This is a genomic window from Thermomonospora echinospora (assembly GCF_900108175.1).
GTDB classification, from domain to species: domain Bacteria; phylum Actinomycetota; class Actinomycetes; order Streptosporangiales; family Streptosporangiaceae; genus Thermomonospora; species Thermomonospora echinospora.
Window position 1 is genome coordinate 556,399 of the sequence record NZ_FNVO01000001.1, and the last position, 22,403, is coordinate 578,801.

A 22,403-nucleotide genomic window follows, 5' to 3' on the forward strand; every position below is an offset into this window, starting at 1 on the left:
CTGGAGATAAATTAGATAATGTATGCATGATTCGGGACGCCCGCCCGGGTGCCGGAAGCGGAGGACAGCACACGATGCCTGACTGGGTGGACGAGGAGCAGCACACCCTGCTCGACCTACTGGAGCGCCGCCTCGCCCGGGACCCGGACGGGCCCTTCCTGGACTGCTGCGGCACCCCCTACACCGCCGCCGAGCTGGACCGCGAGTCCAACCGGGTGGCGAACGCGCTGGCGGACCTGGGCGTCGGCCACGGCTCGACGGTGGCCACCATCCTGGACAACGGCGCCGCCGCGGTGCTCAGCTGGTTCGCGATCCACAAGCTGGGTGCCATCTCGGTGCCGGTGAACACGGCGCTGAAGGGCCCGCTGCTGCGCCACCAGCTCACCGACGCCGACACCGCGGTGGTGATCGTCCAGGACGACCTGGCCGAGCGTCCGCTGGAGATCCTGGACTCCATCGACTCGGTACGGCACCTGGTGGTCGTGGGCGACCACGGCCCGGTCGGACGCGCCGGCACCAGGGCGAAGATCCACGCCTGGGCCGACCTGACCGGCGCCGACGACCGCCGCCCGGACGTGCTGGTACGCCCCGCCGACCTGGGCACGATCGTCTACACCGGCGGCACGACGGGCCCCTCCAAGGGTTGCGCGCTCAGCCACAACTACCACCTGTCGATCGCCCGGCAGATCATCTCCTCGTGGGGCCGTACGCCCGAGGACGTGGTGTGGAGCCCGCTGCCGCTGTTCCACTTCAACGCCATCTCCTGCATGCTGACCGGCACGCTGATCAGCGGCGGTCGGGCCGCGCTGTCGCGGCGGTTCTCGGTGTCGGGATTCTGGCCGGAGATCAACCGGACCGGCGCCACCATCGCCTCGCTGCTCGGCTCGCTGGCGGTGCTGGTGGCCAAGGCCGACGACCACCCGCAGGCCAAGGGCTCCGGGCGTTCGGAGGCCAACACCACGCTGCGGCTGCTCACCGGAGCGCCGCTACCGCCGGAGATCGACCAGATCTACCGCGAGCGGTTCGGCCTCACCACCTTCAGCAACGCCTACGGCACCACCGAGGCGTCGCTGATCTCCTGGCTGCCGCCTGGCCTGCCCGGCAAGCCCGGATCGGCGGGCATCGTCAACTCCGAGGCGTTCATCGTGAAGATCTTCGACGACGACGACCGGGAGCTGCCGGCCGGCGCCGAGGGCGAGATCGTCTGCCGTCCCCGCAAGCCGCACGTGATGTACGAGGGCTACTGGCGGCGGCCGGAGGCCACCGTCGGCGCCTGGCGCAACCTGTGGTTCCACACCGGCGACATCGGCCGCATCGACTCCGACGGCTACCTGTTCTTCGTCGACCGCAAGGCCGACTACATGCGGCGGCGCGGCGAGAACATCTCCAGCTGGGAGCTGGAGAAGGTCTTCCACGAACACCCCGACGTCAGGGACGTGTGCGTGCACGCCGTGGCCAGCGAGGTCGGCGAGGACGACGTCAAGGCCACCGTCGTCCTCAGGGAGGGCGCTTCCCTCAGCGAGGAGACGCTGTGCCGCTGGGCGATCGAGCAGCTGCCCTACTACGCGGTGCCCCGCTACTTCGAGTTCCGCGACGAGCTGCCGCTGAGCCGGACCGGCCGCGCCACCAAGCACCTGCTCAAGGACGCGGGGATCACCCCCGCGACCTGGGACCGCGAGGCCGCCGGCGTGACCTTCGAGCGCCGCTGATGGGCGCCGAGCCGATGGGGCTGAAGGGCGACGACCTCGGCACCCCCTACTTGCGGTTCGAGCGGCGCGGCCCGCTGGCCTGGTGCGTGGTCGACCGGCCCGGCTCGCGCAACGCGCTGACCAGCGCCATGTACTTCGGCGTGCGGCGGGCGGTGGACCTGGTCAACCGCGATCCCGAGCTGGCCGCCCTGATCATCACCGGCACCGGGGACGTGTTCATCCCCGGCGGCGAGCTGCGCGGCGACGAGCCCGACCGCTGGCTGGACTTCCCCGACCTGCTCGGCTTGGACTCCACCCCGTTCGAGGCGATCCGGCGCTCGCCCAAGCCGGTGGTGTCGGCGGTCAACGGCATCGCCCAGGGCGGCGGGCTGCTGATCGCGATGCTGTCGGACGTCGCGGTGGCGGGGGAGAGCGTCACGGTACGGGCGCCCGAGCTGCTGCGGGGCATCGCCGACACCGGCTATGCGGCCTACCTGCCCGCCCAGATCGGCATCGCGCGGGCCCGCGACATGCTGCTGACCGGACGGGTGGTGACCGCCCGGGAGGCCGAGAGCTGGGGCATGTTCAGCCGGGTCGTCCCGGACGAGCGGGTCCTGGCCGAGGCCGAGGAGGTCGCGATCCAGATCTGCCGCACCGCGCCCCAGGCCCGGCTGCACCTCAAGCGGATCATCAACGACAACTACGGCCGGGTCGACCGGACGACCTTCGACGCCCTGCTGTTCAACGAGGAGATGCGCGAGGGCGGCCGGGCCTTCGCCGAACGCCGCGACCCGTCCTGGGTGCCGCCGCACTTCCGTACGGGCGGCAGGCTCTGAGGTGACCCGCGCCGCCCTAGGCGCCGGGCAGCGTGAAGGCGGCCTCCAGCACCTCGTGCAGCTGGGCCAGGGGGAGCCGCTCACCGCCGTCCGGCGGCTGCCCGGCGTCCAGCTCGGCGGTCTGGAAGGCGCTGACCAGGCCGGAGAACATCCGGGCCAGCAGCATCGGGTCGCCGGCGCGCAGCTGCCCGGCCTGCTGGCCGCGCCGGAACAGCTCGGCCTGCATCTGCTGGGAGGCGCGGAAGTTCTCCAGGATCCGGCTGTCGTCGGGCGGCTCCGACAGCGGCGGGGCGATCGCGCCGCCGCGCAGCACCAGCCGGCCGAACTGTGGGAAGCGTCGGAAGAAGCCGACCTGCCAGTCGGCCAGGTCCAGCAACTGGCGGCGCGGCGGCCGGCCGGAGTCCAGCACGTCGCGCATACCGGGCAGGAACTCCGCCGCCCGCCGCAGGAAGATCTCCCGGTACAGCTCGTCCTTGCCGGTGAACAGGCCGTAGACCGTCCCGACGGAGAACTCGGCGAGCTCGGCGATCTCCCGCAGGGACGCCTGGTGGAAGCCCTCGCGGGCGAACACCTGCTCGGCGGCGTCCAGGATCTGGTCCCTGCTCAACGCCCGGCGCTGCTCTCGGCGCTGTTCTCGCAGACTGCGCTCGGTCATCGACGCCATGCACTCCCATCGGACGGCAGTGAGAATCGTAACCGGTCGGCCACCGCCCCCCGGACGGCGGCCGCCGCGGCGCCCATGACGGAACGACCTTGCAGAGGTGGAAGTGACAGAATCCCCCGCCCAGACACCGGCCGGCCATCCGGTCCTGGCCGGCCGCGAGCACGAGTCGGCGGCGCTGGCCGACGTGGTGCGGCGGCTGGTCGAGCTGACCGTGACCACGACGGCCCCGGCCGCCACCACGAGGGAGGCCGTCCGCCGGCTGGAGGCCGTCGCGGACATCCTGGAGCGGCACGTCCCCGACCCGCCGTTGCCCAAGACGATACTGAGCGAACCCGTCGACAACGCCGCCGGTTTGGCGGCGCGGATGCCGTTCGACAACGTCATCGGCCGCCACAACCCGCTGGCCCTGCCACTGGACCTGGAGTTCGACCCGCCCCGCGCGCTGCTGCGCGGCGCGTTCACCCGCGCCTACGAGGGTCCGCCCGGATGCGTGCACGGCGCGGTGCTGGCCGCCTCCTTCGACATCGTGTGCGCGGCGGCCAACATCGTCGCGGGCCTGCCCGGCCCGACCGCCAGACTGGAGATCACTTATCGCCGTCCTACGGCCCTGTATGAGCCTTGCCTGTTCGAGGGACAGGTGGAGGCGCAGGACGGGCGGCGGATACGCACCGTCGGCAGGCTGCTGCAACGGGACCGGGTCACGGTCGAGGCGGTGGGTGATTTCGTGCTGCTGGACCACGCCCAGATCGCCCGGATGTCCGAACGCACCCGCTGACGCCCCGGACGACCGCGGTGGGGCGAGGCCGTCCGGCCCGGCCTGCGGGCCGGACGGAGGACGTGGTCAGGCGACCACGCCGGCGGAGCGCAGCGTCTGGATCTCGGCGGAGGTGAGGCCGAGTTCGGTGGACAGCACCTCGGACGTGTGCTCGCCCAGCCACGGCGGGCGGGTCTCGTCCGCCCGGGGGACGGCGCTCATCCGCACCGGGTCGCCGGGCACCAGGACCGGCTGGGCGACCCCGTCGGTGCGCGGGACGGAGACGAGCATGTCGCGGGCGGCGACGTGCTCGTCGGCCACCACCTCCTCGGCGCCGAGGCAGGGCCCGGCGGGGATTCCGGCCGCGCCCATGGCCTGGCACGCCTGCGCCTTGGTCAGCCCAGCGGCCCAGCCCTCGATCGCGGGCCGCAGCACGTCCTCCAGGTGGGCGACCCAGCCCTGCCTGGTGGCGAACCTGGGGTCGGCGGCCCACTCGGGGTGCCCGATCAGCTCCACCAGTCTGGCGAAGTGTTGTTCACGGGCGACCTGCAGGACGAACCAGCCGTCCTTGGCGCGGAAGCCGTGCAGGATCAGGGGTCCGAGTTGCCCGCCGCGCAGCCCCATCGACCATAGGTTGGTGACGATGTCAGTCATGGCGATCACCGCGTCGAGCATCGCGATGTCGACGTACTGTCCCCGCCCAGTGGCCTCGCGGTGCCGCAGCGCGGCCAGCACGCCGATGGCGGCGTACAGCGCGGCGCCGATGTCGCCGAGCGCGCCGACCGGCGCCACGGTGGGCGGCCGGTCCCCGGTCCGCTTCATCTCGTAGACGCCCGACATCGCCTCGACGATCGGGGCGAAGGCCGGCCGGTCCCCGTAAGGGGTGGGGACGGTGTTGCCGAAGCCGGACACCGAGACGTAGATCGCGGCCGGATGCACCGCGGCGATGTCGTCGTAGCCGAGCCCCAGCCGCCGCATCGCGCCGGCCTTGGAGTTCTCGGCGACCACGTCGAACCGGGGCGCCAGCCGCAGCACCAGGTCACGGCCGCGCGGGTCCTTCAGGTCCACGCAGATGCTGCGCTTGCCGAGGTTGTTGCGCAGGAAGGTGGCGCCGACCCGGCGGCCTTGCGGGTCGGTCATGGCCGGCAGCGAGGCGCGTCCGGAGTCGCCGCCCCGCGGGGGCTCCACCTTCACCACGTCGGCGCCGAGCCGCGCGAGTAGTTGGGTGGCGTAGGGGAGCGCCTGCATCTGTTCGAGCGCCAGGACGCGCACCCCGTCCAGGGGCCTGCCCATGGCAGTCTCACCGGTTCCCATGGAGCCAGTCTAATTACAGATTAGATTTTTTATGCAATATTCTCTTAGAGTGGTCGCCATGCGAGGAATCCTGGGCTGGGGCGGCTACCTGCCCCACCGGCGGCTGGACCGTTCGGCCATCCGGCCGGTGGCCGGGACCGGAGGCGGGGCGGGGACCCGCACGGTGGCCTCCTACGACGAGGACACCACGACCATGGCCGTCGCGGCGGCCCGACACGCGCTGCGCGGGGCGCCGGCGCGGCCCCGGGCGCTGTGGTTCGCCACCACCGAGCCCGCCTACCTGGACAAGTCCAACGCCACCGCCGTGCACGCGGCGCTCCGCCTCGACCGGACCGTGGCCGCCTACGACGCCTCCGGCTCGGTGCACTCGGCGATGGGCGCGCTGCGGGCCGGGCTCGACGGGGCCGGACCGGCCCTGGTGGTCGCCTCCGACCTGCGGACGGGCCTGCCCGGCGGGCCCGACGAGGCGGCCGGCGGAGACGGCGCGGCGGCGCTGCTGGTCGGCTCCGACCACGACGCCCCGGTGCTGGCCGAACCGCTCGCCTGGACGTCGCTGACCGAGGAGTTCCTCGACCGCTGGCGGACGCCCGGCGCCCCCGCCTCCCGGCTGTGGGAGGAACGCTTCGGCGAGACGCGCTACACCGGACTCGGGCTGGAGACGCTCAAGCTCGCCCTGGACGAGGCCGGGACCGCGCCATCCGACGTCTCCACGCTGATCGTGGCGGGCCTGCACGAACGGGCGGCCAAGGCCGTCGCCGCGCGGTCGGGCGTCCCGGCCGACCGCGTCGCCGACCGGCTCGGCGCGCAGGCCGGCAACGTCGGCGCCGCCCAGCCCGCCCTGCTGCTGGCGGACGCGCTCGAACGGGCCCGGCCGGGACAGACCGTCGTCCTGGTGACGCTGTCGGACGGGGCCGACGCGGTGGTGTTCCGGACCACCGGCGCGCTGGCCGCCCACCGGCCGGGCCGGACCGTGGCCGCACAACTGGCCTCCGGTGTCCCGGTGTCCTACGGCACCTATCTGGCCTGGCGGGGGCTGCTGCCGGTGGAGCCGCCCCGGCGACCCGAGCCGGCCCGCCCCTCGGCGCCGGCCGCGGGACGCAACCGCGAGTGGAAGTTCGGCTTCGTCGGCTCGCGAGGAGACGACGGGACGGTCCGGCTGCCGCCCTCCCCGCTCGACGACGCCCGCCACCCGATGGCCGACGCGACGGGCACCATCGTGACCTTCACCGTGGACCGGCTCGCCTACTCGCCCAGCCCCCCGGTGGTGTTCGCGGTCGTGGACTTCGACGGCGGCGGCCGGCTCCCGGTCGAGCTGACCGACGTGGACGAGGGCGAGGTCCGCATCGGCGGCCGGGTCGAGATGACGTTCCGGCGGCTGTTCACCGCCGAGGGCGTCCACAACTACTTCTGGAAGGCCCGGCCCGTACGGGATGCGGAGGAGAGCGGCTGACATGGGCTCACACGGCATCAGGGATCGGGTCGCCATCATCGGCATGGGCTGCACCCGCTTCACCGAGCACTGGGACAAGGGCGTCGACGAACTGCTACTCGCGGCGGCGAACGAGGCGTTCGAGTCGGCCGGGGTCACCAAGGACGAGGTGGACGCCTACTGGCTCGGCACGGCGCAGTCGGGGATGAGCGGCATGACGCTGTCACGCCCGCTGCGCCTGCGGGGCAAGCCGGTGACCAGGGTGGAGAACTACTGCGCCACCGGGTCGGAGGCGCTGCGCCAGGCGGCCTACGCGGTGGCCAGCGGCGCCTACGACATGGCGATGGCGATCGGCGTCGAGAAGGTGAAGGACTCCGGCCACCAGGGGCTCAACGCGTTCCCGATCCCCAACGACGGAACGCAGCGGACCCTGACGGCGGCCGCCATGTTCTCCATGGTCGCCCCTGCCTACGCCCAGCGCTACGGCGTCGATGAGCAGCAGATGCGCACCGTCCTGGCCCGCATCGCCGCCAAGAACCACGCCAACGGGGCGCGCAACCCCCGGGCGCAGTTCCGCAAGGAGATGACGGTCGAACGGCTGTGCGCGATGCCGGCCGTGGCGGGGGGCCTGTCGGTGTTCGACTGCGCGGGAGTGGCCGACGGCGCCGCCGCGGCCATCGTGGTGCGCGCCGAGGACGCCGCCCGCCACCGCGACGACCCGCTGCTGATCAAAGCGCTCTCGTTCGTCGCGGGCGACGGCTCCGGGGTGCTGGACCCCTCCTACGACTACACCTCGTTCCCCGAGGTGGCGGCCTCGGCGGCGGACGCCTACGCGCAGGCCGGCATCACCTCGCCGCGCGACGAACTGGCCATGGCCGAGGTCCACGACTGCTTCACCCCGACCGAGCTGGTGCTGATGGAGGACCTGGGCCTGGCCGACCGGGGGACCGCCTGGAAGGCGGTGCTCGACGGCGCCTTCGACCTCGACGGCGAACTGCCGGTCAACCCGGACGGGGGGCTGAAGTCCTTCGGTCATCCCGTGGGCGCCTCGGGCCTGCGGATGGTGTTCGAGGCGTGGCTGCAACTGCGCGGGCAGGCGCCCCCGGAACGCCGCATCTCGACCTACGGCAAGCGTTCCCTGGCGCTGACGCACAACCTCGGCGGCTACCCGGGGGAGATGGTCAGTTTCGTCTCCATCCTCGGCGCGTCCTGACGAAAGGCGGTACCGACCGTGGCGGAAAGCCCCACCGAGCTGCTGTGGCAGGTCACCGTACAGGGAGTGGCACGGCTGACCCTCAACCGGCCGAAGGCGGGCAACTCCATCACCGCCGGCCAGCGGGAGGAGATCATCGGACTGCTGGGCCGGGCGAGTGGCGACCCCCGGGTCCGCGCGATCGTCCTCACCGGCGCCGGGGAACGGCACTTCTGCACCGGGGCCGACCTGAGCGGCTCCACCGGCCCGCTCACCGACGACGCCCCACCGGACGCCCCCGAGCGCCCGGCCGGCTCGGTGGCCCGCGCCGTCGCCGGCGGCGCACAACGGCTGATCACCGCCGTGCTCGACTGCGACAAGCCGGTCATCGCGGCGGTCAACGGCACCGCCGCCGGCCTCGGCTGCCACCTGGCCTACGCCTGCGACCTGGTGCTGGCCGCCGACTCGGCCAGGTTCATCGAGGTGTTCGTACGGCGCGGGCTGGTCGTCGACGGCGCCGGGGCCTACCTGCTGGCCCGGCTGGTCGGCCCACAGCGGGCCAAGGAGCTGGTCTTCTTCGGCGACGACCTGCCCGCCGCCGAGGCGCACCGGATGGGACTGATCAACCGGATCGTCCCGGCCGGTGAGCTGGACAAGACCGCCGAGGAGTGGGCGGTGCGGCTGGCGGCCGGCCCCACGGTCGCCCTCGGCCTGGGCAAACGGCTGATCAACCGGTCGCTGGAGGTGGACCGGACCACCGCGCTGGCCGAGGAGGCCATGGCCGCGGAGATCAACATGACCAGCGAGGACGGCCGGGAGGGGCTGCGGGCCTTCGCCGAGCGACGCGCGCCGGTCTTCCGCGGCTGGTGAACCCCTCGTACCCCACTCCTACATCAACGGCCCGTTCGACGCCGGGAGCGATGCGTGGACCTGCGACTTTCCGATCGGGAACTGGCCTTCCGGGACCGCTTGCGGGCCTGGCTGGCCGACGTCCTGCCGACCCTGCCGCCGCCACCGGACCGGGACGACTGGCCGGCCCGCCGCCGCTACGACACCGCCTGGCAGCGGCTGCTGTTCGAGGCGGGCTATGCGGGCGTCGACTGGCCCGCCGAACACGGCGGGCTCGGCGCCTCACCCACCGAGCAGCTGATCTTCCTGGAGGAGACCGCGCGGGCCCGCGCCCCCTACGTCGGCGCCAACTTCGTCGGGCTGCTACATGCGGGCCCCACCCTCATCGTGGAGGGCACCGACGAGCAGCGCGCCCGCCACCTGCCCCGCATCCTGCGTGGCGAGGAGGTCTGGTGCCAGGGCTTCTCCGAGCCCGACGCCGGCTCGGACCTGGCCTCGCTGCGCACCGGCGCGGTACGCGACGGCGACCACTACGTCGTCAACGGCCGCAAGGTGTGGACCTCGCACGCCGAGGTCGCCGACTACTGCGAACTGCTGGTCCGCACCGACCCCGGCGCACCCAGGCACCAGGGCATCACCTGGCTGATCCTGCCCATGGACACCCCCGGCGTGCAGGTCCGCCCGCTGCGCACCGTCGTGGGCAGCAGCGAGTTCAGCGAACTGGTGCTCGACGACGTGCGGGTGCCCGTCGCCAACCGGGTGGGGGCCGAGAACGACGGCTGGCGGGTGGCCATGGTGACGTTCTCGTTCGAGCGCGGCACCGCCTTCATCGGCGACGTCATCGAGTCGCGCAACATCCTGGCCGAACTGGCGGCCGTCGCCCGCGCCACCCCGGGACGGGACGGCGGCACCCTGTGGGACGACGCGGCGCTGCGCCGGGACGCCGGCCGGCTGGCCGCCGAGGTGACCGGGCTGTGGGCGCTGATCCAAAAGAACGTCTCGGAGGCGTCAGCGGGCATGATCCCGGTCCAGGGCGCCTCGGTGTTCAAGCTGCGCTTCACCGAGAACCGCCAGCGCATCGCCGACCTGGCCGCGCACGTGCTCGGGCGGGCGGCGCTGGCGATGGGCGACCCGGCGGGCGGGCGCGTCGTCGAGGACCGGGTCAACACGCTGTCGTTCACGATCGCCGCGGGCACCTCGCAGATCCAGAAGAACATCCTCGCCGAGCGCGCCCTCGGCCTGCCCAAGGAGCCCCGATGGACCTGACGATGAGCGCCGACCAGCGTGATCTGCGGGCAGGCCTGCGCGACTACCTGCAGGGCACCTGGACGCCGGACCGGCTGCGCGCGGCCGCCGAGACGCCCGCCTTGGACCGCGGGGACTGGAGCGGCCTGGCCGGGCTCGGCGTGTTCGGCCTGACCGTCCCCGAGGCCGCGGGCGGCATGGGGCTCGGCCTGGTGGACGCGGCCATCGTCTTCGAGGAACTGGGCCGGGCGCTGGTGCCGGGCCCACTGGTGGCGACCTTCCTGGCCGCCGGCCCGGTCCCCGGCGCCGACGACGGCGGCGCCGTCGTGACCTCCCTGGACCTGCGGGATCCGGTGCTCGTCGCCGAGCACCTGGACAGCGCCACCCATGTCGTGGCCGTCGGTGACGACGGCCTGCACCTGTGGCCCGCCGAGGCGCTCGTGGCCGAGCCGGCGCCCGCCCCGCTGGACCCGCTGACCCCGGTGTCCCGCGTCAAGACCCCGCCCGTGGCGGGGGAGCGGATCGGGTCGGCCGCCGATGCCGCCGGGTGGCGGCTGCGCGGCGCCGTGCTCACCTCCGCCCTGCAGGTGGGGGTGGCGCAGGGCGCCCTGGACCTGGCCGTCCGCTACGCCGGGGAACGCACGCAGTTCGGCCGGGTGATCGGGTCGTTCCAGGCGGTCAAGCACCTGCTGGCCGACTCCCTGGTACGGGTCGACCTGGCCAGGGCGGCGGTCTGGGCCGCGGCGCTGACGGTCGACGACCCCGAGGCGGGAGACCCCGGCGAGGCCGCCTCGGCCGCCAAGGTCCTAGCCGACGACGCGGCGTCCCAGGGCGGCCGCTGCTGCGTCCAGGTGCACGGCGGGATGGGCTTCACCTGGGAGGTGCTCGCCCACCTGTACCTCAAGCGGGCCTGGCTGCAGGAGACCTGCTTCGGCCAGGCTGACGAGCACGCCCGGCACCTGGCCGAGGCCCTGTAGCGGCGGCCCCGCCGCGGGTGCCGCGGCCGACGGCGGCCGCGGGGGCGGACTTCGCCTCCGCGCGTCCCGCCCGCCGTGCCAGAACGCGGTTCGGTAGGCTGCCGTACGGCGCCGGCGGGCCGCTGGGGCATCGCACCATCAGCGCATCCGGCCCTTCCGGACCGCCGGACAACGCACGGAGGAACGCATGAGCCGCCTGGCCCGGACCGAGGGACTGACCGAGGTCCAGCAGGAGATCCTCGCCACCATCAGCGGCTTCGTCGACCGGGAGGTCCTGCCGGTAGCGACGGAGCTGGAGCACGCCGACGCCTACCCCCACGAGATCGTCGAGGGGCTGAAGAAGCTGGGCGTCTTCGGGCTGACGATCCCCGAGGAGCACGGCGGCCTCGGCGAGTCGCTGCTGACCTACGCCCTGGTCGTCGAGGAGCTGTCCCGGGGCTGGATGAGCATCTCCGGCATCCTCAACACCCACTTCATCGTCGCCTACATGGTCATCCGTCACGGCACCGACGAGCAGAAGGCGCGGCTGCTGCCGGGGATGGCCGAGGGCCGGATCCGCGGGGCGTTCTCGATGTCGGAGCCGGACTGCGGCTCCGACGTGGCGGCGATCCGCACCCGGGCCCGGCCGGACGGTGACCACTACATCATCGATGGGCGGAAGATGTGGGTCACCAACGGGGGCTCGGCCAACCTGGTCGCCCTGCTGTGCCGCACCGACGAGGGCGCGGACGCGCCCCACCGCAACATGACGACCTTCCTGATCGAGAAGGAGCCGGGCTTCGGCGAGGTGGCGCCGGGCCTGACCGTGCCCGGCAAGATCGGCAAGATGGGCTACAAGGGCGTCGACACCACCGAACTACTGCTGGACGGCCACCGCATCCCCGCCGACCGCGTCCTCGGCGGCGTGCCCGGCCGCGGTTTCTACCAGATGATGGACGGGGTCGAGGTCGGCCGAGTCAACGTCGCGGCCCGGGCCTGCGGGATCGCGCGGCGGGCGTTCGAGTTGGCGATCGACTACGCCCAGCGGCGCGAGTCGTTCGGCCGGCCGATCGCCGACCACCAGGCGGTGCGGTTCCGGCTGGCGGAGATGGCCACCAAGATCGAGGCGGCCCACCAGATGGTGGTGATGGCCGCCCGCAGGAAGGACTCCGGGGAGCGCAACGACCTGGAGGCCGGGATGGCCAAGTACCTGGCCGGCGAGTACTGCAAGGAGGTCGTGGAGGACGCCTTCCGCATCCACGGCGGCTACGGCTACTCCACGGAGTACGAGATCGAACGTCTCTACCGGGAGGCCCCGATGTTGCTGATCGGCGAGGGCACCGCCGACATCCAGAAGATGATCATCGGCCGCCGCCTGCTGGAGGAGTACCGCATCGACTCGTGACGCCGCCGAGGCGGGGGATCGGGCGTCGAGCCGACCGGACGGCGTCCCGGTGGCGGCCTCCCGCCCGGGGACGAGGTCGGTGCTCTCGGGGGGAGCGCGGCCACTGGTGAAAGGAACGCGATGAACGCCGACGCACGGCCGTCCACCCTCACCACCGCGGAGAAGGCGTCGCTGACCAGCGGCGGCGACATGTGGCACACCACCGCCCTCGCCGGCCTCCCGCCGGTCACGCTCACCGACGGGCCGCACGGCGTGCGCAAGCAGCGCACCGCCCCCGGCGCCGACCCGTTCACCGGTGAGCCGGCGACCTGCTTCCCACCGGCCGTCGCACTCGGCTCCACCTGGGATCCCGAGCTGGTCCACCGGGTCGGCGCGGCGCTCGGCGAGGAGGCCCGCGCGATGGGCGTGGCGGTCCTGCTCGGACCGGGCATCAACCTCAAGCGCAGCCCGCTGGGCGGCCGGAACTTCGAGTACTACGCCGAGGACCCGCTGCTGACCGGCGTCCTCGCCACGGCATGGGTGCGCGGGCTGCAGAGCCGGGGCGTCGGGGCGTCGCTGAAGCACTTCGCGGTCAACAGCCAGGAGACCGACCGTATGCGCGTCAGCGCCGACGTCGACGAGCGGACCCTGCGCGAGCTGTACCTGCGCGCCTTCCAACGGGTCGTGCAGGAGGCGCGGCCGTGGACGGTGATGTGCGCCTACAACCGGATCAACGGGGTGTACGCCGCGCAGCACCACTGGCTGCTCACCCAGGTGCTGCGGGACGAGTGGGGCTTTGCAGGGCTGGTGGTGTCCGACTGGGGCGCCGTCGTCGACCGGGTGGCCGCGGTGCGCGCCGGCCTCGACCTGACCATGCCGGGCCCCGACGACGCCGGCGACCGCGCGCTCGTGCGGGCCGTCGAGGACGGCACGCTCTCCCCGGCGACGCTGGACACCGCCGCCGCACGAGTGCTCGCCCTGGTCGAGCGGGCGGTCGCCGCCGCCGACCCCGACGCCGCCTACGATGCCGACGCCCACCACGCCCTCGCCCGCGAGGTCGCCGCCCGGGGCGTCGTGCTGCTGAAGAACGACGGCGGCCTGCTGCCGCTGCCCACCGAGGGCGTGTCGATCGCGGTCATCGGCGAGTACGCCCGCACTCCGCGCTACCAGGGCGGCGGTAGCTCTCAGATCACCCCGACTCGGCTGGACGACGCCCTGACCGAGATCACCGCCCTGACCTCGGCACCGGTGACGTTCGCCGCCGGGTACACCCTCGACGGCGCACCCGACGAGCGACTGGCCGCCGAGGCGGAACGGGCCGCCCGCGCCAGTGACGTTGCGGTCGTGTTCGTCGCGACGGCCCAGGAGACCGAAGGTGCCGACCGGGACGGCCTCGACCTGCCGCAATCCCAGCTCGCGCTCGTCGAGCGGGTGGCGGCGGCCAACCCGAGGACCGTGGTCGTGCTGTCCAACGGCGCGGTCGTGCTCACCAAGCCGTGGGACCGGGCGGTGCCGGCGCTGGTCGAGGGCTGGCTGCTGGGCCAGGCCGGCGGCGGCGCCCTCGCCGACGTGCTGTTCGGCCGGGTCAACCCGTCGGGGCGGCTCGCGGAGACGATCCCGCTGAAGCTCGCCGACCACCCGTCGTACCTGGACTTTCCGGGCGAGGCGGGGCACGTGCGCTACGGCGAGGGCATCCACGTGGGCTACCGCGGCTTCGACGCCCGCGAGCAGGAGGTCGCCTACCCGTTCGGCTTCGGCCTGTCCTACACCACCTTCGCCTACGGTGCCGCGAGCGCGTCCGTCGTGGACGGCGACGTCGAGGTGCGGGTGCCGGTCACCAATACCGGCGACCGCGACGGCCGCGAGGTCGTCCAGGTCTACGCGGGCCTGCCCGGCTCCCGGGTCCGCCGGGCGCCGCGTGAGCTGAAGGGCTTCGCCAACGTCGCGATACCGGCCGGGGAGACCGTCGAGGTCGTGGTGCGCGTCGCGCGTGCCGACCTCGCGTACTGGGACACGCGTCTTCACCGGTGGGTCGTCGAGGGCGGCGACTACGTCCTGGCCGTCGGCGCGTCCTCACGCGATCTGCGCACCACCGTCACCGTCCGGGTCGATGGCGACGACGTTCACGTGCCGCTCACCGCCGACTCCACGCTCGGCGAGTGGATGAACGACCCGAAGGGCGCCGAACTGCTCCGCCAGGCGTTCGCCGCGGCGGCGGCCGGACCCCAGGGCGCGCTGGCGCGCACGTTCACCGATCCGGCGGTCTTCGCCTTCGTCGGCAGCCTGCCGCTGAACCGGCTCAGCGCGTTCCCCGGCACCTCGTTCAGCGCCGAGATGATCGAGAAGCTGGTCGCCGCGGCCGGCTCCTGAGCCTCCGGCGATGACGAGCACGCGCCGGCCTGCGGCACCGTGCCGTTCCGGGAGACGGCGCGGTTTCGGGGCTGCGCCGGACGCGGCGTGGCGGACCGTTCCGGCTCGTCGTGACGCACTCCCGGCCGGACGTCCTCCAGCAGGCGCAGGAAGGTGCGCTCGTCGACGACCGGGACGCCCTCGGACAGCGCGCGCCGGGCCTTGGCCGACCCCGAACGGGGATCGTTGGCGACCAGCACGCTGGTGAACCGGCTGACCGTGCCCATCACGTTCAGGCCCGCGGCGGACGCCCGCGCCGCCAGTTCCTGCCTGGGAACGGTGGTCTCCCCGGTGATGGCAACCTTCATGCCCTGAACGAGCGGACCGCCGGCGGCCATGCGCCCGGGGCAGCGGAAGGCGCAGGGCGCCTTGCGGATCGGCGCCGGGTGCCCGGCGCCGTTCTCGGGCGGGCTCTTGGGCGGGCACGCCACCAGGGGGAGCGAGACCCCGAGTTCGGCGGCACTGGCCAGCGAGCCGCGCAGGATTCCGGCGAGCACCCGGGTGTCGTCCAAGGCGTCGTGCGCCCGCCGCTGCCGGACGCCGTAGTGGGCGGCCAGTGTGCTCAGCCGCATGTCGGGAGTGGGCGGTCCGATCCGCCGGTTCAGTGCCAGCGTGCACAGCCGCCGCTCGACCGGCAGCCACAGACCGGCCCGGGCGAATTCACGCGCCAGGAAGTTGTAGTCGAACGCCGCGTTGTGCGCGACCATCACCCGGCCTTCGAGCATCGTCGCGACCCGCTGGGCGACCTGGTCGAACGTCGGGGAACCCCGCAGCCGCTCGGCGGTCAGCCCGTGGATGTGCACCGGGCCGGGGTCGCAGCCGGGGTCGAGCAGTGTGGTGAACTCCTCGACGGGCTCGCCGTCCGCCCGGAGCGTGAGCACCGCCAGCGACAGCACACGGTGCTGGGCGGCCCGCAGGCCGGACGTCTCGACGTCCACGAGCGCCCAGTCGTGGGGGTAGGGGAGCGGCCCGGACACGTTCCTGACGGTGGAGAACTCGGTCATGGCGGCAAGGATGCCCGGACCGTGCGACGTTACGGGTGGGAACAAGGGCATTCGTTCACGTTGCCGCGACCACGGGAGGACGGGCGAGATCTTCAAAGGCTCCCGCTCGGGCTGACGCGGCGGAGGCGCCTCGCCGGTTTCCCCGGTTTTCTGGATGCGGTGACGAATGGCCGCCGGACGGCTGCGACCGCGGCTCCGCTTTTCACCTCTGTGAACCGGAGCGTCCGGGCATGCCGAAGAATACGGTGGCCTTCACATCGGCTCGGATGGACCCGCCGCAGCATGGGTCGGGAAAAGTCGTCGTGCTCCGGTGCTGTCAGCGCTCAGCATGAAATACCGGACGCCGGCAGCGGGCGGTCTGGAGACAGGTTCGGCCGCGCATGTCGGAACGGTCCGACTAGCGGCGCCGAACGGTGGAGTGACGTGCCTCCACGATTTTCTCCTCTCCTTGGCCGCCTACCGGGTTAGCTGACGGGTTCGGGCCAGGAGGCGCCCTATCGCCGTGCGGCGAATTCACCCCGGATGCGTGGGTCCCCGGCTCCGCTCAGCGCGGACTCGGCGGCCGCCGGCCCATCCCCGAGCAGGGACGATCACCGACGGTCACGGCGAACGGTAGTAGATGGCGGGGAAATCGTCAAAGGGTGGCAGGACGATCTCAAAAAAGATCTACCTGCACTCCGTTGGCCCCGGGGGGCGCTCCACCGGCATGTCCGGGGCGAATCCGGCCGTGCGGCGGCGATGAGTGAGGCGGGGGTGGGGGCAGGCCCTTGCCGTCCCGGGTCGCCGATCTTGAATGCCGGAGTTTCGGAACATGACAGATCCGGTGTCCATGTCCGCGAGTCGGCGGGTCGCCAGGGTGCATCCCGCTGAGGCGGGTGGGGCGCGTGAGGAGATTGATCATTTGTCGGGGAGGTCGGTAGATCGATCTTTACCGAACGTGTCCACCTCCTCGCGTTGCGGAATTTTACCTTTGTGGATTGCCGTTCCGACTTGCCCGTTCTTTTAACGGTCGCTACTTTTCCCGGATACCGGTCCGTTACCTACCTCCCTCCGGGGGGTGCGGACCGGACGCCGAATCCCGGCGGTGCGCCCCCCGCGCCGCCGGGAGCCGGGGACCCACTGCTCCTGGGGTGAATCCGCCGCGCGCGGTAGGGCGACTCCTGGCCCGAACCCGTCAGCTAACCCGGTAGGCGGTCCTGAAGGAGACATGGATGGATCCCATCGGGGAAAAGCTGCTCGACATCGCCAAGACCGAGCTTGGCTACCGAGAGAAATCGGGAGGGTACACAAAGTACGGAGACTGGTACGGGAAGAACGTCGACAACAACTCGTACTTCAAGAACGCGCCCTGGTGCGACATGTTCCTGGCCTGGGCCGCCGACAAGGCCGGGGTCGCCGACTGGGCGGGCCAGTTCGCCTACACACCCTTCCACGCCAAGTGGTTCAGGGAGGAGGGCGCCTGGGGGACCAAGCCCAAGCCGGGCGCCATCATCTTCTTCGACTGGTCGGGCTCCAAGAGCCTGGACGCCATCGATCACGTGGGCATCGTGGAGAAGGTCGAGGGGAAGACGATCCACACGATCGAGGGCAACGTCGACGGCGTCCACCTCAAGCGCAAGGAGCGCACCGCCGGCACCATCGTCGGCTACGGCTACCCGGCGAAGGTCGTGGTCCCCGGCAGGACGGTCGAGTCGGTGACCTCGGGTGCGACCCGTGACACCGAGCAGGGGACCGGGCAGGAGCACGTGCCCGGGCACGCGGCTCCCGGCTCGTCGACCGACCGTGGCGCGCCGGCCGACCACGGCATGCCGGGCACGGCCACCCGGGACGTCGGCCCACGCGGACAGGACGTCTCATCGGACCAGCCGATATCGGCCCTCGACGTGCTGACGATCGTCATCCTCGGCAGCGTGGCGCTTGCCGTCGGCAAGGCGGTGCTCACCAGGGTCCCCGCCGGGCTGCCGGCCTCCTCTCCGGTCCGGTTCCGCAAGCGCGGACGTCATCACCGCACCCCGGTGGCGCTGCCAGTGGGCGTGACCCCGGCCGACCTGGCGGCGGCCGACTCGTCCACCGCGCCGATGCGCGCGGTCACCGCCGCGGTCGCGGCCGAGGCCGAGGACCGGGAGTTCTGGAGCCAGGTCTCCCACCTGCGGGAGGACGACGACCTCGCGTACTGGGGCTCGATGGCAGAGAACGGCGAGAAGGCGGAGAAGGCCGAGGAGGGCGCGGCCGCCCGCTGATCAGGTTCCCCCCTCAGGACCGCCCGGCCGGCTTGGCGAAGACCCCGGCCGGGCGGATCCGTGCCCCGAGCCCTCCCCACGAGCGCTCGTACGCAGCCGCACGATCGCGTACATCACCGTGATGACGGTGATGTACGACTTGTGCAGGAAGAACGGCTGCGGCGCCGGTGCCCTGGCCGGTGCGGAGGAGCGGAGAACGCCCTCTTGTGACGTTCCTCTCATCGGCGTCTCTTTTCGTGCCGTTCGCCCGCCTCGCCGCGCGGGCGTCACCCGGTGCGGTGGCGGCATCCGCCGCCTGCGCGGTTGTGCGGCGGCACAGCCCTGATCCCCATCAAGCGGGACCCGGCCTCAGGTCCGTTGTATGCACTCGCTTACCATCCCTGCCATGAGGGTGCCGCCTGACGACGTTCCGACCTCGCCGCGTGTGCCGTTCGCGCTGGCCGGTGATTTCCCGCCCGCCGAGCGCGACCGCTGGCGGGAACTGGTGAAGGGAGTGCTGCGCAAGTCCGGCGCGGCCACGGAGGACACCCCCCTCGCCGAGGTCGAGGGGCTGCTGACCCACCGCTCCTACGACGGCATACCCATCGCCCCTCTGTACACCGCCGACGACACCGCCGACGCCCGCCCAGGGCTGGCGCCCCGCGTCCCGGACGTGACGCCGGAGGGCGAAGGGCTGCTGGCGGCCTGGGACGTCCGCCAGCGGCACGCCGTTCCGGACCCGGTGGCGGCCCGTGAGGCGATCCTCGCCGACCTGGAGAACGGCGTCACCTCCCTGTGGCTGACGGTCGGGGACAGGGGCCTGCCGGTGACCGCGCTGGCGGACGCGCTCAAGGGCGTCCACCTCGACCTGGCGCCGGTGGTACTGGACGCGGGCGCCCACACCACCGAGGCCGCCGAGGCGTTCCTCGCCCTGGTCGCCGGACGCGGCCAGGCCGGCGAGGCCAGGGGCAATCTGGGCGCCGACCCGCTGGGCCTGGCCGCCCGCACCGGGACGCCGGGTGACCTGGCGGAGGCCGCCGCGACGGCCGTCCGGTGCGCCCGCGAGTTCCCCGGGATCCGCGCCCTCACCGTCGACGCCACCCCGTACCACGACGCGGGCGGCAGCGACGCAGAGGAACTGGCCGCCGCCCTGGCCACGGCCGTCGCCTACCTGCGCGCCCTCACCGATGCCGGGCTGGGCGTCGAGGAGGCGTTCGGGCAACTGGAGTTCCGCTACGCGGCCACCGCCGACCAGTTCGCCACCATCGCCAAGCTGCGCGCCGCCCGCCGCCTGTGGGACCGGGTCGCCGAGGTCTGCGGCGCGGGATCGGCCGTCCAGCGGCAGCACGCGGTGACATCCTCGGCGATGATGACGCGCCGCGACCCGTGGGTGAACATGCTGCGCACCACCGTCGCCTGCTTCGCGGCCGGCGTCGGCGGCGCCGACGCCGTCACCGTGCAGCCGTTCGACGCCCGGATCGGGCTGCCGGACGCCTTCTCCCGGCGCATCGCCCGCAACACCCAGACGCTGCTGCTGGAGGAGTCCAGCCTGGCGCGGGTCGTCGACCCGGCCGGCGGCTCCTGGTACGTCGAACGGCTCACCGACGACCTCGCCCAGGCCGCCTGGGCCTGGTTCACCGAGATCGAGCGGGCCGGCGGGATGGCCGAGGCGCTGGCCTCCGGGCTGGTCGCCGACCGGATCGCCGCCACCTGGGAGCGGCGCCGCAAGGACATCGCCCGGCGCAAGGCCCCGCTGACCGGCGTGAGCGAGTTCCCCGCCCTGGAGGAGCGGCTCCCCGAGCGCGCCCCCGCCCCGCAGTCGCCCGGCGGCGGGCTGCCCCGGGTGAGCTACGCCCAGGACTTCGAGGCGCTGCGCGACCGCAGCGACGCCCACGCCGCCGCGACCGGTGAGCGCCCCAAGGTCTTCCTCGCCACGCTGGGGCCGGTCGCCGTGCACACCGCGCGGGCCACGTTCGCCGCCAACCTCTTCCAGGCGGGCGGCATCGAGACGGTCGCCGGCGAGCCGGGCGACTTCGCCGCCAGCGGCGCCAAGGTCGCCTGCATCTGCTCCAGCGACAAGCTGTACGCCGAGCAGGCCGCGGGCGCCGCCCGGGTTCTCAAGGACGCGGGCGCGGTACGGGTCTGGCTGGCGGGTAAGGGTTCCTACGACGGGGTGGACGCACGCGTCTTCGCCGGCTGCGATGCCGTCGAGACGCTGGAGACGACCCTGCGCGACCTGGGAGTGGCCGAATGATCCCCGATTTCTCCGACGTGGCGCTGGGCCCGGCGGCCCGGCCGGACCAGGCCGCCGAGCGGTGGCGCGCGGCGGTCGCCGAGGCCACCGGCAAGGACCCGGAGGCGTTCACCTGGGACACCCCCGAGGGCATCGCCGTCAAGCCGCTCTACACCGGCGAGGACCTGGCCGGGCTGGACTTCCTGGACACCTACCCGGGCATCGCGCCGTATCTGCGGGGCCCGTACGCCCCCATGTACGTCACCCAGCCGTGGACGATCCGCCAGTACGCCGGGTTCTCCACCGCCGAGGAGTCCAACGCGTTCTACCGGCGCAACCTGGCGGCCGGGCAGAAGGGCCTGTCGGTCGCCTTCGACCTGGCCACCCACCGCGGCTACGACAGCGACCACCCGCGGGTGACCGGTGACGTCGGCATGGCCGGGGTGGCGATCGACTCGATCCTGGACATGCGGCAGCTGTTCGCCGGCATCCCGCTGGACCGGATGAGCGTGTCGATGACCATGAACGGCGCGGTGCTGCCGATCCTGGCGCTGTACATCGTGGCCGCCGAGGAGCAGGGGGTGGCGCCCGAGCAGCTGGCCGGGACCATCCAGAACGACATCCTCAAGGAGTTCATGGTCCGCAACACCTACATCTACCCGCCGGGGCCGTCGATGCGGATCATCTCCGACATCTTCGCCTTCACCTCCCAGCGGATGCCGAAGTTCAACTCCATCTCGATCTCCGGCTACCACATCCAGGAGGCCGGGGCCACCGCCGACCTGGAGCTGGCCTACACGCTGGCCGACGGGGTGGAGTACATCCGGGCGGGCCGGGAGGCCGGCCTGGACGTGGACGCCTTCGCGCCCCGGCTGTCGTTCTTCTGGGCGATCGGCATGAACTTCTTCATGGAGGTCGCCAAGCTGCGGGCCGCGCGGCTGCTGTGGGCCAAGCTGGTCAGGCAGTTCGACCCCAAGAACGCCAAGTCGCTGTCGCTGCGCACCCACTCCCAGACCTCCGGCTGGTCGCTGACCGCCCAGGACGTGTTCAACAACGTGGCGCGCACCTGCGTGGAGGCGATGGCCGCCACTCAGGGGCACACCCAGTCGCTGCACACCAACGCCCTTGATGAGGCGCTGGCCCTACCCAGCGACTTCTCCGCCCGTATCGCCCGCAACACCCAGCTGCTGCTGCAGCAGGAGTCCGGGACGACCCGCACCATCGACCCGTGGGGCGGCAGCGCCTACGTCGAGCGCCTCACCCACGACCTGGCCCGCCGCGCCTGGGAGCACATCCAGGAGGTCGAGGCGGCCGGGGGCATGGCCAGGGCCATCGACGAGGGGCTGCCCAAGCTGCGCATCGAGGAGGCCGCCGCCCGCACCCAGGCCCGCATCGACTCCGGCCGCCAGCCGGTCATCGGCGTCAACAAGTACCGGCCCGAGGCCGACGAGGCCATCGACGTCCTCAAGGTCGACAACGCCGCCGTCCGGGCGCAGCAGATCGACAAGCTGCGGCGGCTGCGCGCCGAGCGCTCCGAGGACGAGTGCCGCGCGGCGCTGGCGGCGCTGACCGCCGCGGCCGAGGCCGCCCAGGCGGGCACCCGCGGGCCGGGCCTGGAGCAGAACCTGCTGGCGCTGGCCATCGACGCCGCCCGCGCCCAGGCCACCGTGGGAGAGATCTCCGACGCCCTGGAGCGGGCGTACGGACGGCACCAAGCGCACATCCGTACCATTTCCGGTGTGTACCGAGACGAGGCCGGAGCCGCCGGCAACATCGAGCGGGCCCGCGCGGCGACCGCCGAGTTCGAGCGGGCCGAGGGGCGCCGCCCGCGCATCCTGGTCGCCAAGATGGGCCAGGACGGGCACGACCGCGGCCAGAAGGTGATCGCCACCGGCTTCGCCGACCTGGGCTTCGACGTGGACGTGGGCCCGCTGTTCCAGACCCCGGCCGAGGTGGCCCGCCAGGCGGTCGAGGCCGACGTGCACATCGTCGGCGTCAACTCGCTGGCCGCCGGCCACCTGACGCTGGTGCCGGCGCTGCGTGAGGAACTGGCCGCCCTCGGCCGCGACGACGTCATGATCGTCGTGGGCGGGGTCATCCCGCCGCGGGACTTCGCCGAGCTGCGCGCCGCCGGGGCCTCGGCGATCTTCCCGCCCGGCACGGTGCTCGCCGACGCCGCGCTGGACCTGCTCAAGGAGCTGTCGGCCCGGCTGGGGCACGGCTGATC

The 22,403-nt window shown here is 72.8% G+C and carries 15 protein-coding genes, 1 pseudogene and 2 riboswitches; of the genes and pseudogenes, 13 read left to right on the forward strand and 3 right to left on the reverse strand.

Features of this window, described 5'->3' with window-relative positions; all coding sequences use genetic code 11:
- Positions 1-74: 74 nt before the first annotated feature.
- Together C4U03_RS02525 and C4U03_RS02530 are read left to right on the forward strand one after the other, a co-directional pair.
- Positions 75-1,709 (forward strand): AMP-binding protein, encoded by a 1,635-nt coding sequence (locus tag C4U03_RS02525; RefSeq protein ID WP_103935940.1) that lies wholly within the window; start codon positions 75-77, stop codon positions 1,707-1,709.
- The gene (locus tag C4U03_RS02530; RefSeq protein ID WP_103935941.1) at positions 1,709-2,524 is read left to right on the forward strand and encodes an enoyl-CoA hydratase/isomerase family protein; all 816 of its coding nucleotides are present in this window, start codon (positions 1,709-1,711) and stop codon (positions 2,522-2,524) included. The genes C4U03_RS02525 and C4U03_RS02530 overlap by 1 nt, the downstream gene beginning before the upstream one ends.
- Positions 2,525-2,540: 16 nt before the next feature.
- On the opposite strand, the gene C4U03_RS40265 is transcribed toward C4U03_RS02530, so the two are convergent.
- Complete coding sequence (locus C4U03_RS40265) at positions 2,541-3,179, reverse strand: TetR/AcrR family transcriptional regulator (RefSeq protein ID WP_160146893.1); 639 nt, start codon at positions 3,177-3,179, stop codon at positions 2,541-2,543.
- A 106-nt stretch (positions 3,180-3,285) separates the two neighbouring features.
- Here C4U03_RS40265 and C4U03_RS40270 point away from each other — a divergent pair, with 106 nt between their 5' ends.
- Positions 3,286-3,963: a PaaI family thioesterase gene (locus C4U03_RS40270; protein WP_160146894.1), complete on the forward strand. Its 678-nt coding sequence runs from the start codon at positions 3,286-3,288 to the stop codon at positions 3,961-3,963.
- A gap of 66 nt (positions 3,964-4,029) precedes the next feature.
- Here C4U03_RS40270 and C4U03_RS02545 read toward each other — a convergent pair whose 3' ends face one another.
- Positions 4,030-5,256, reverse strand: a complete 1,227-nt coding sequence (locus C4U03_RS02545) for a CaiB/BaiF CoA transferase family protein (protein WP_103935944.1) — start codon at positions 5,254-5,256, stop codon at positions 4,030-4,032.
- Between the two features lie 58 nt (positions 5,257-5,314).
- Between C4U03_RS02545 and C4U03_RS02550 the strand changes: the two genes are divergently transcribed.
- From C4U03_RS02550 to C4U03_RS02580, 7 genes are all read left to right on the forward strand, one after another.
- Complete coding sequence (locus C4U03_RS02550) at positions 5,315-6,706, forward strand: OB-fold domain-containing protein (RefSeq protein WP_103935945.1); 1,392 nt, start codon at positions 5,315-5,317, stop codon at positions 6,704-6,706.
- 1 nt (position 6,707) lies between these two features.
- The gene (locus C4U03_RS02555; RefSeq protein WP_103935946.1) at positions 6,708-7,898 is read left to right on the forward strand and encodes an acetyl-CoA acetyltransferase; all 1,191 of its coding nucleotides are present in this window, start codon (positions 6,708-6,710) and stop codon (positions 7,896-7,898) included.
- An 18-nt stretch (positions 7,899-7,916) separates the two neighbouring features.
- Positions 7,917-8,747, forward strand: coding sequence for an enoyl-CoA hydratase/isomerase family protein (locus C4U03_RS02560; protein WP_103935947.1), 831 nt, complete (start codon positions 7,917-7,919; stop codon positions 8,745-8,747).
- Positions 8,748-8,801: 54 nt separating this feature from the next.
- Entirely contained in the window at positions 8,802-9,992 is a 1,191-nt protein-coding gene (locus C4U03_RS02565; protein WP_103935948.1) for an acyl-CoA dehydrogenase family protein, read from the forward strand.
- A complete protein-coding gene (locus C4U03_RS02570) occupies positions 9,983-10,948 on the forward strand; it encodes an acyl-CoA dehydrogenase family protein (protein WP_103935949.1) in 966 nt (321 codons plus the stop codon). The genes C4U03_RS02565 and C4U03_RS02570 overlap by 10 nt, the downstream gene beginning before the upstream one ends.
- Before the next feature lie 187 nt (positions 10,949-11,135).
- The gene (locus C4U03_RS02575; RefSeq protein WP_103935950.1) at positions 11,136-12,332 is read left to right on the forward strand and encodes an acyl-CoA dehydrogenase family protein; all 1,197 of its coding nucleotides are present in this window, start codon (positions 11,136-11,138) and stop codon (positions 12,330-12,332) included.
- A 120-nt stretch (positions 12,333-12,452) separates the two neighbouring features.
- Positions 12,453-14,681: a glycoside hydrolase family 3 C-terminal domain-containing protein gene (locus C4U03_RS02580; protein WP_200826983.1), complete on the forward strand. Its 2,229-nt coding sequence runs from the start codon at positions 12,453-12,455 to the stop codon at positions 14,679-14,681.
- 155 nt (positions 14,682-14,836) lie between these two features.
- Here the strand turns inward: C4U03_RS02580 and C4U03_RS41615 are convergent.
- A pseudogene (locus tag C4U03_RS41615) lies at positions 14,837-15,775 on the reverse strand (DEDDh family exonuclease); the annotation flags it as partial.
- 386 nt (positions 15,776-16,161) lie between these two features.
- Positions 16,162-16,295: riboswitch (cyclic di-AMP (ydaO/yuaA leader) on the reverse strand.
- A gap of 488 nt (positions 16,296-16,783) precedes the next feature.
- A riboswitch (cyclic di-AMP (ydaO/yuaA leader) is annotated at positions 16,784-16,932 on the forward strand.
- Positions 16,933-16,935: 3 nt separating this feature from the next.
- On the opposite strand from C4U03_RS41615, the gene C4U03_RS02590 reads away from it, so the two are divergent.
- From C4U03_RS02590 to scpA, 3 genes are all read left to right on the forward strand, one after another.
- Positions 16,936-17,964, forward strand: coding sequence for a CHAP domain-containing protein (locus C4U03_RS02590; protein WP_103935952.1), 1,029 nt, complete (start codon positions 16,936-16,938; stop codon positions 17,962-17,964).
- 385 nt (positions 17,965-18,349) lie between these two features.
- Positions 18,350-20,197 carry a methylmalonyl-CoA mutase subunit beta gene (locus tag C4U03_RS02595; RefSeq protein ID WP_103935953.1) on the forward strand — a complete coding sequence of 616 codons (1,848 nt, stop codon included), beginning with the start codon at positions 18,350-18,352 and terminating at the stop codon, positions 20,195-20,197.
- Entirely contained in the window at positions 20,194-22,401 is a 2,208-nt protein-coding gene (gene scpA / locus C4U03_RS02600; RefSeq protein ID WP_103935954.1) for a methylmalonyl-CoA mutase, read from the forward strand. Before C4U03_RS02595 ends, scpA begins: the two co-directional genes overlap by 4 nt.
- The last annotated feature ends 2 nt before the right edge of the window (positions 22,402-22,403 follow it).

What these genes read in the sequence shown, in the direction of transcription:
- C4U03_RS02530 (WP_103935941.1), top strand. Translation starts at nt 1,709, where the DNA reads ATGGGCGCCGAGCCGATGGGGCTGAAGGGCGACGACCTCGGCACCCCC.
- C4U03_RS40265 (WP_160146893.1), bottom strand. Translation starts at nt 3,179, where the DNA reads ATGACCGAGCGCAGTCTGCGAGAACAGCGCCGAGAGCAGCGCCGGGCG.
- C4U03_RS02580 (WP_200826983.1), top strand. Translation starts at nt 12,453, where the DNA reads ATGAACGCCGACGCACGGCCGTCCACCCTCACCACCGCGGAGAAGGCG.
- C4U03_RS02545 (WP_103935944.1), bottom strand. Translation starts at nt 5,256, where the DNA reads ATGGGAACCGGTGAGACTGCCATGGGCAGGCCCCTGGACGGGGTGCGC.
- C4U03_RS02590 (WP_103935952.1), top strand. Translation starts at nt 16,936, where the DNA reads ATGGATCCCATCGGGGAAAAGCTGCTCGACATCGCCAAGACCGAGCTT.
- C4U03_RS02570 (WP_103935949.1), top strand. Translation starts at nt 9,983, where the DNA reads ATGGACCTGACGATGAGCGCCGACCAGCGTGATCTGCGGGCAGGCCTG.
- C4U03_RS02555 (WP_103935946.1), top strand. Translation starts at nt 6,708, where the DNA reads ATGGGCTCACACGGCATCAGGGATCGGGTCGCCATCATCGGCATGGGC.
- scpA (WP_103935954.1), top strand. Translation starts at nt 20,194, where the DNA reads ATGATCCCCGATTTCTCCGACGTGGCGCTGGGCCCGGCGGCCCGGCCG.
- C4U03_RS02575 (WP_103935950.1), top strand. Translation starts at nt 11,136, where the DNA reads ATGAGCCGCCTGGCCCGGACCGAGGGACTGACCGAGGTCCAGCAGGAG.
- C4U03_RS02550 (WP_103935945.1), top strand. Translation starts at nt 5,315, where the DNA reads ATGCGAGGAATCCTGGGCTGGGGCGGCTACCTGCCCCACCGGCGGCTG.
- C4U03_RS02595 (WP_103935953.1), top strand. Translation starts at nt 18,350, where the DNA reads ATGAGGGTGCCGCCTGACGACGTTCCGACCTCGCCGCGTGTGCCGTTC.
- C4U03_RS02525 (WP_103935940.1), top strand. Translation starts at nt 75, where the DNA reads ATGCCTGACTGGGTGGACGAGGAGCAGCACACCCTGCTCGACCTACTG.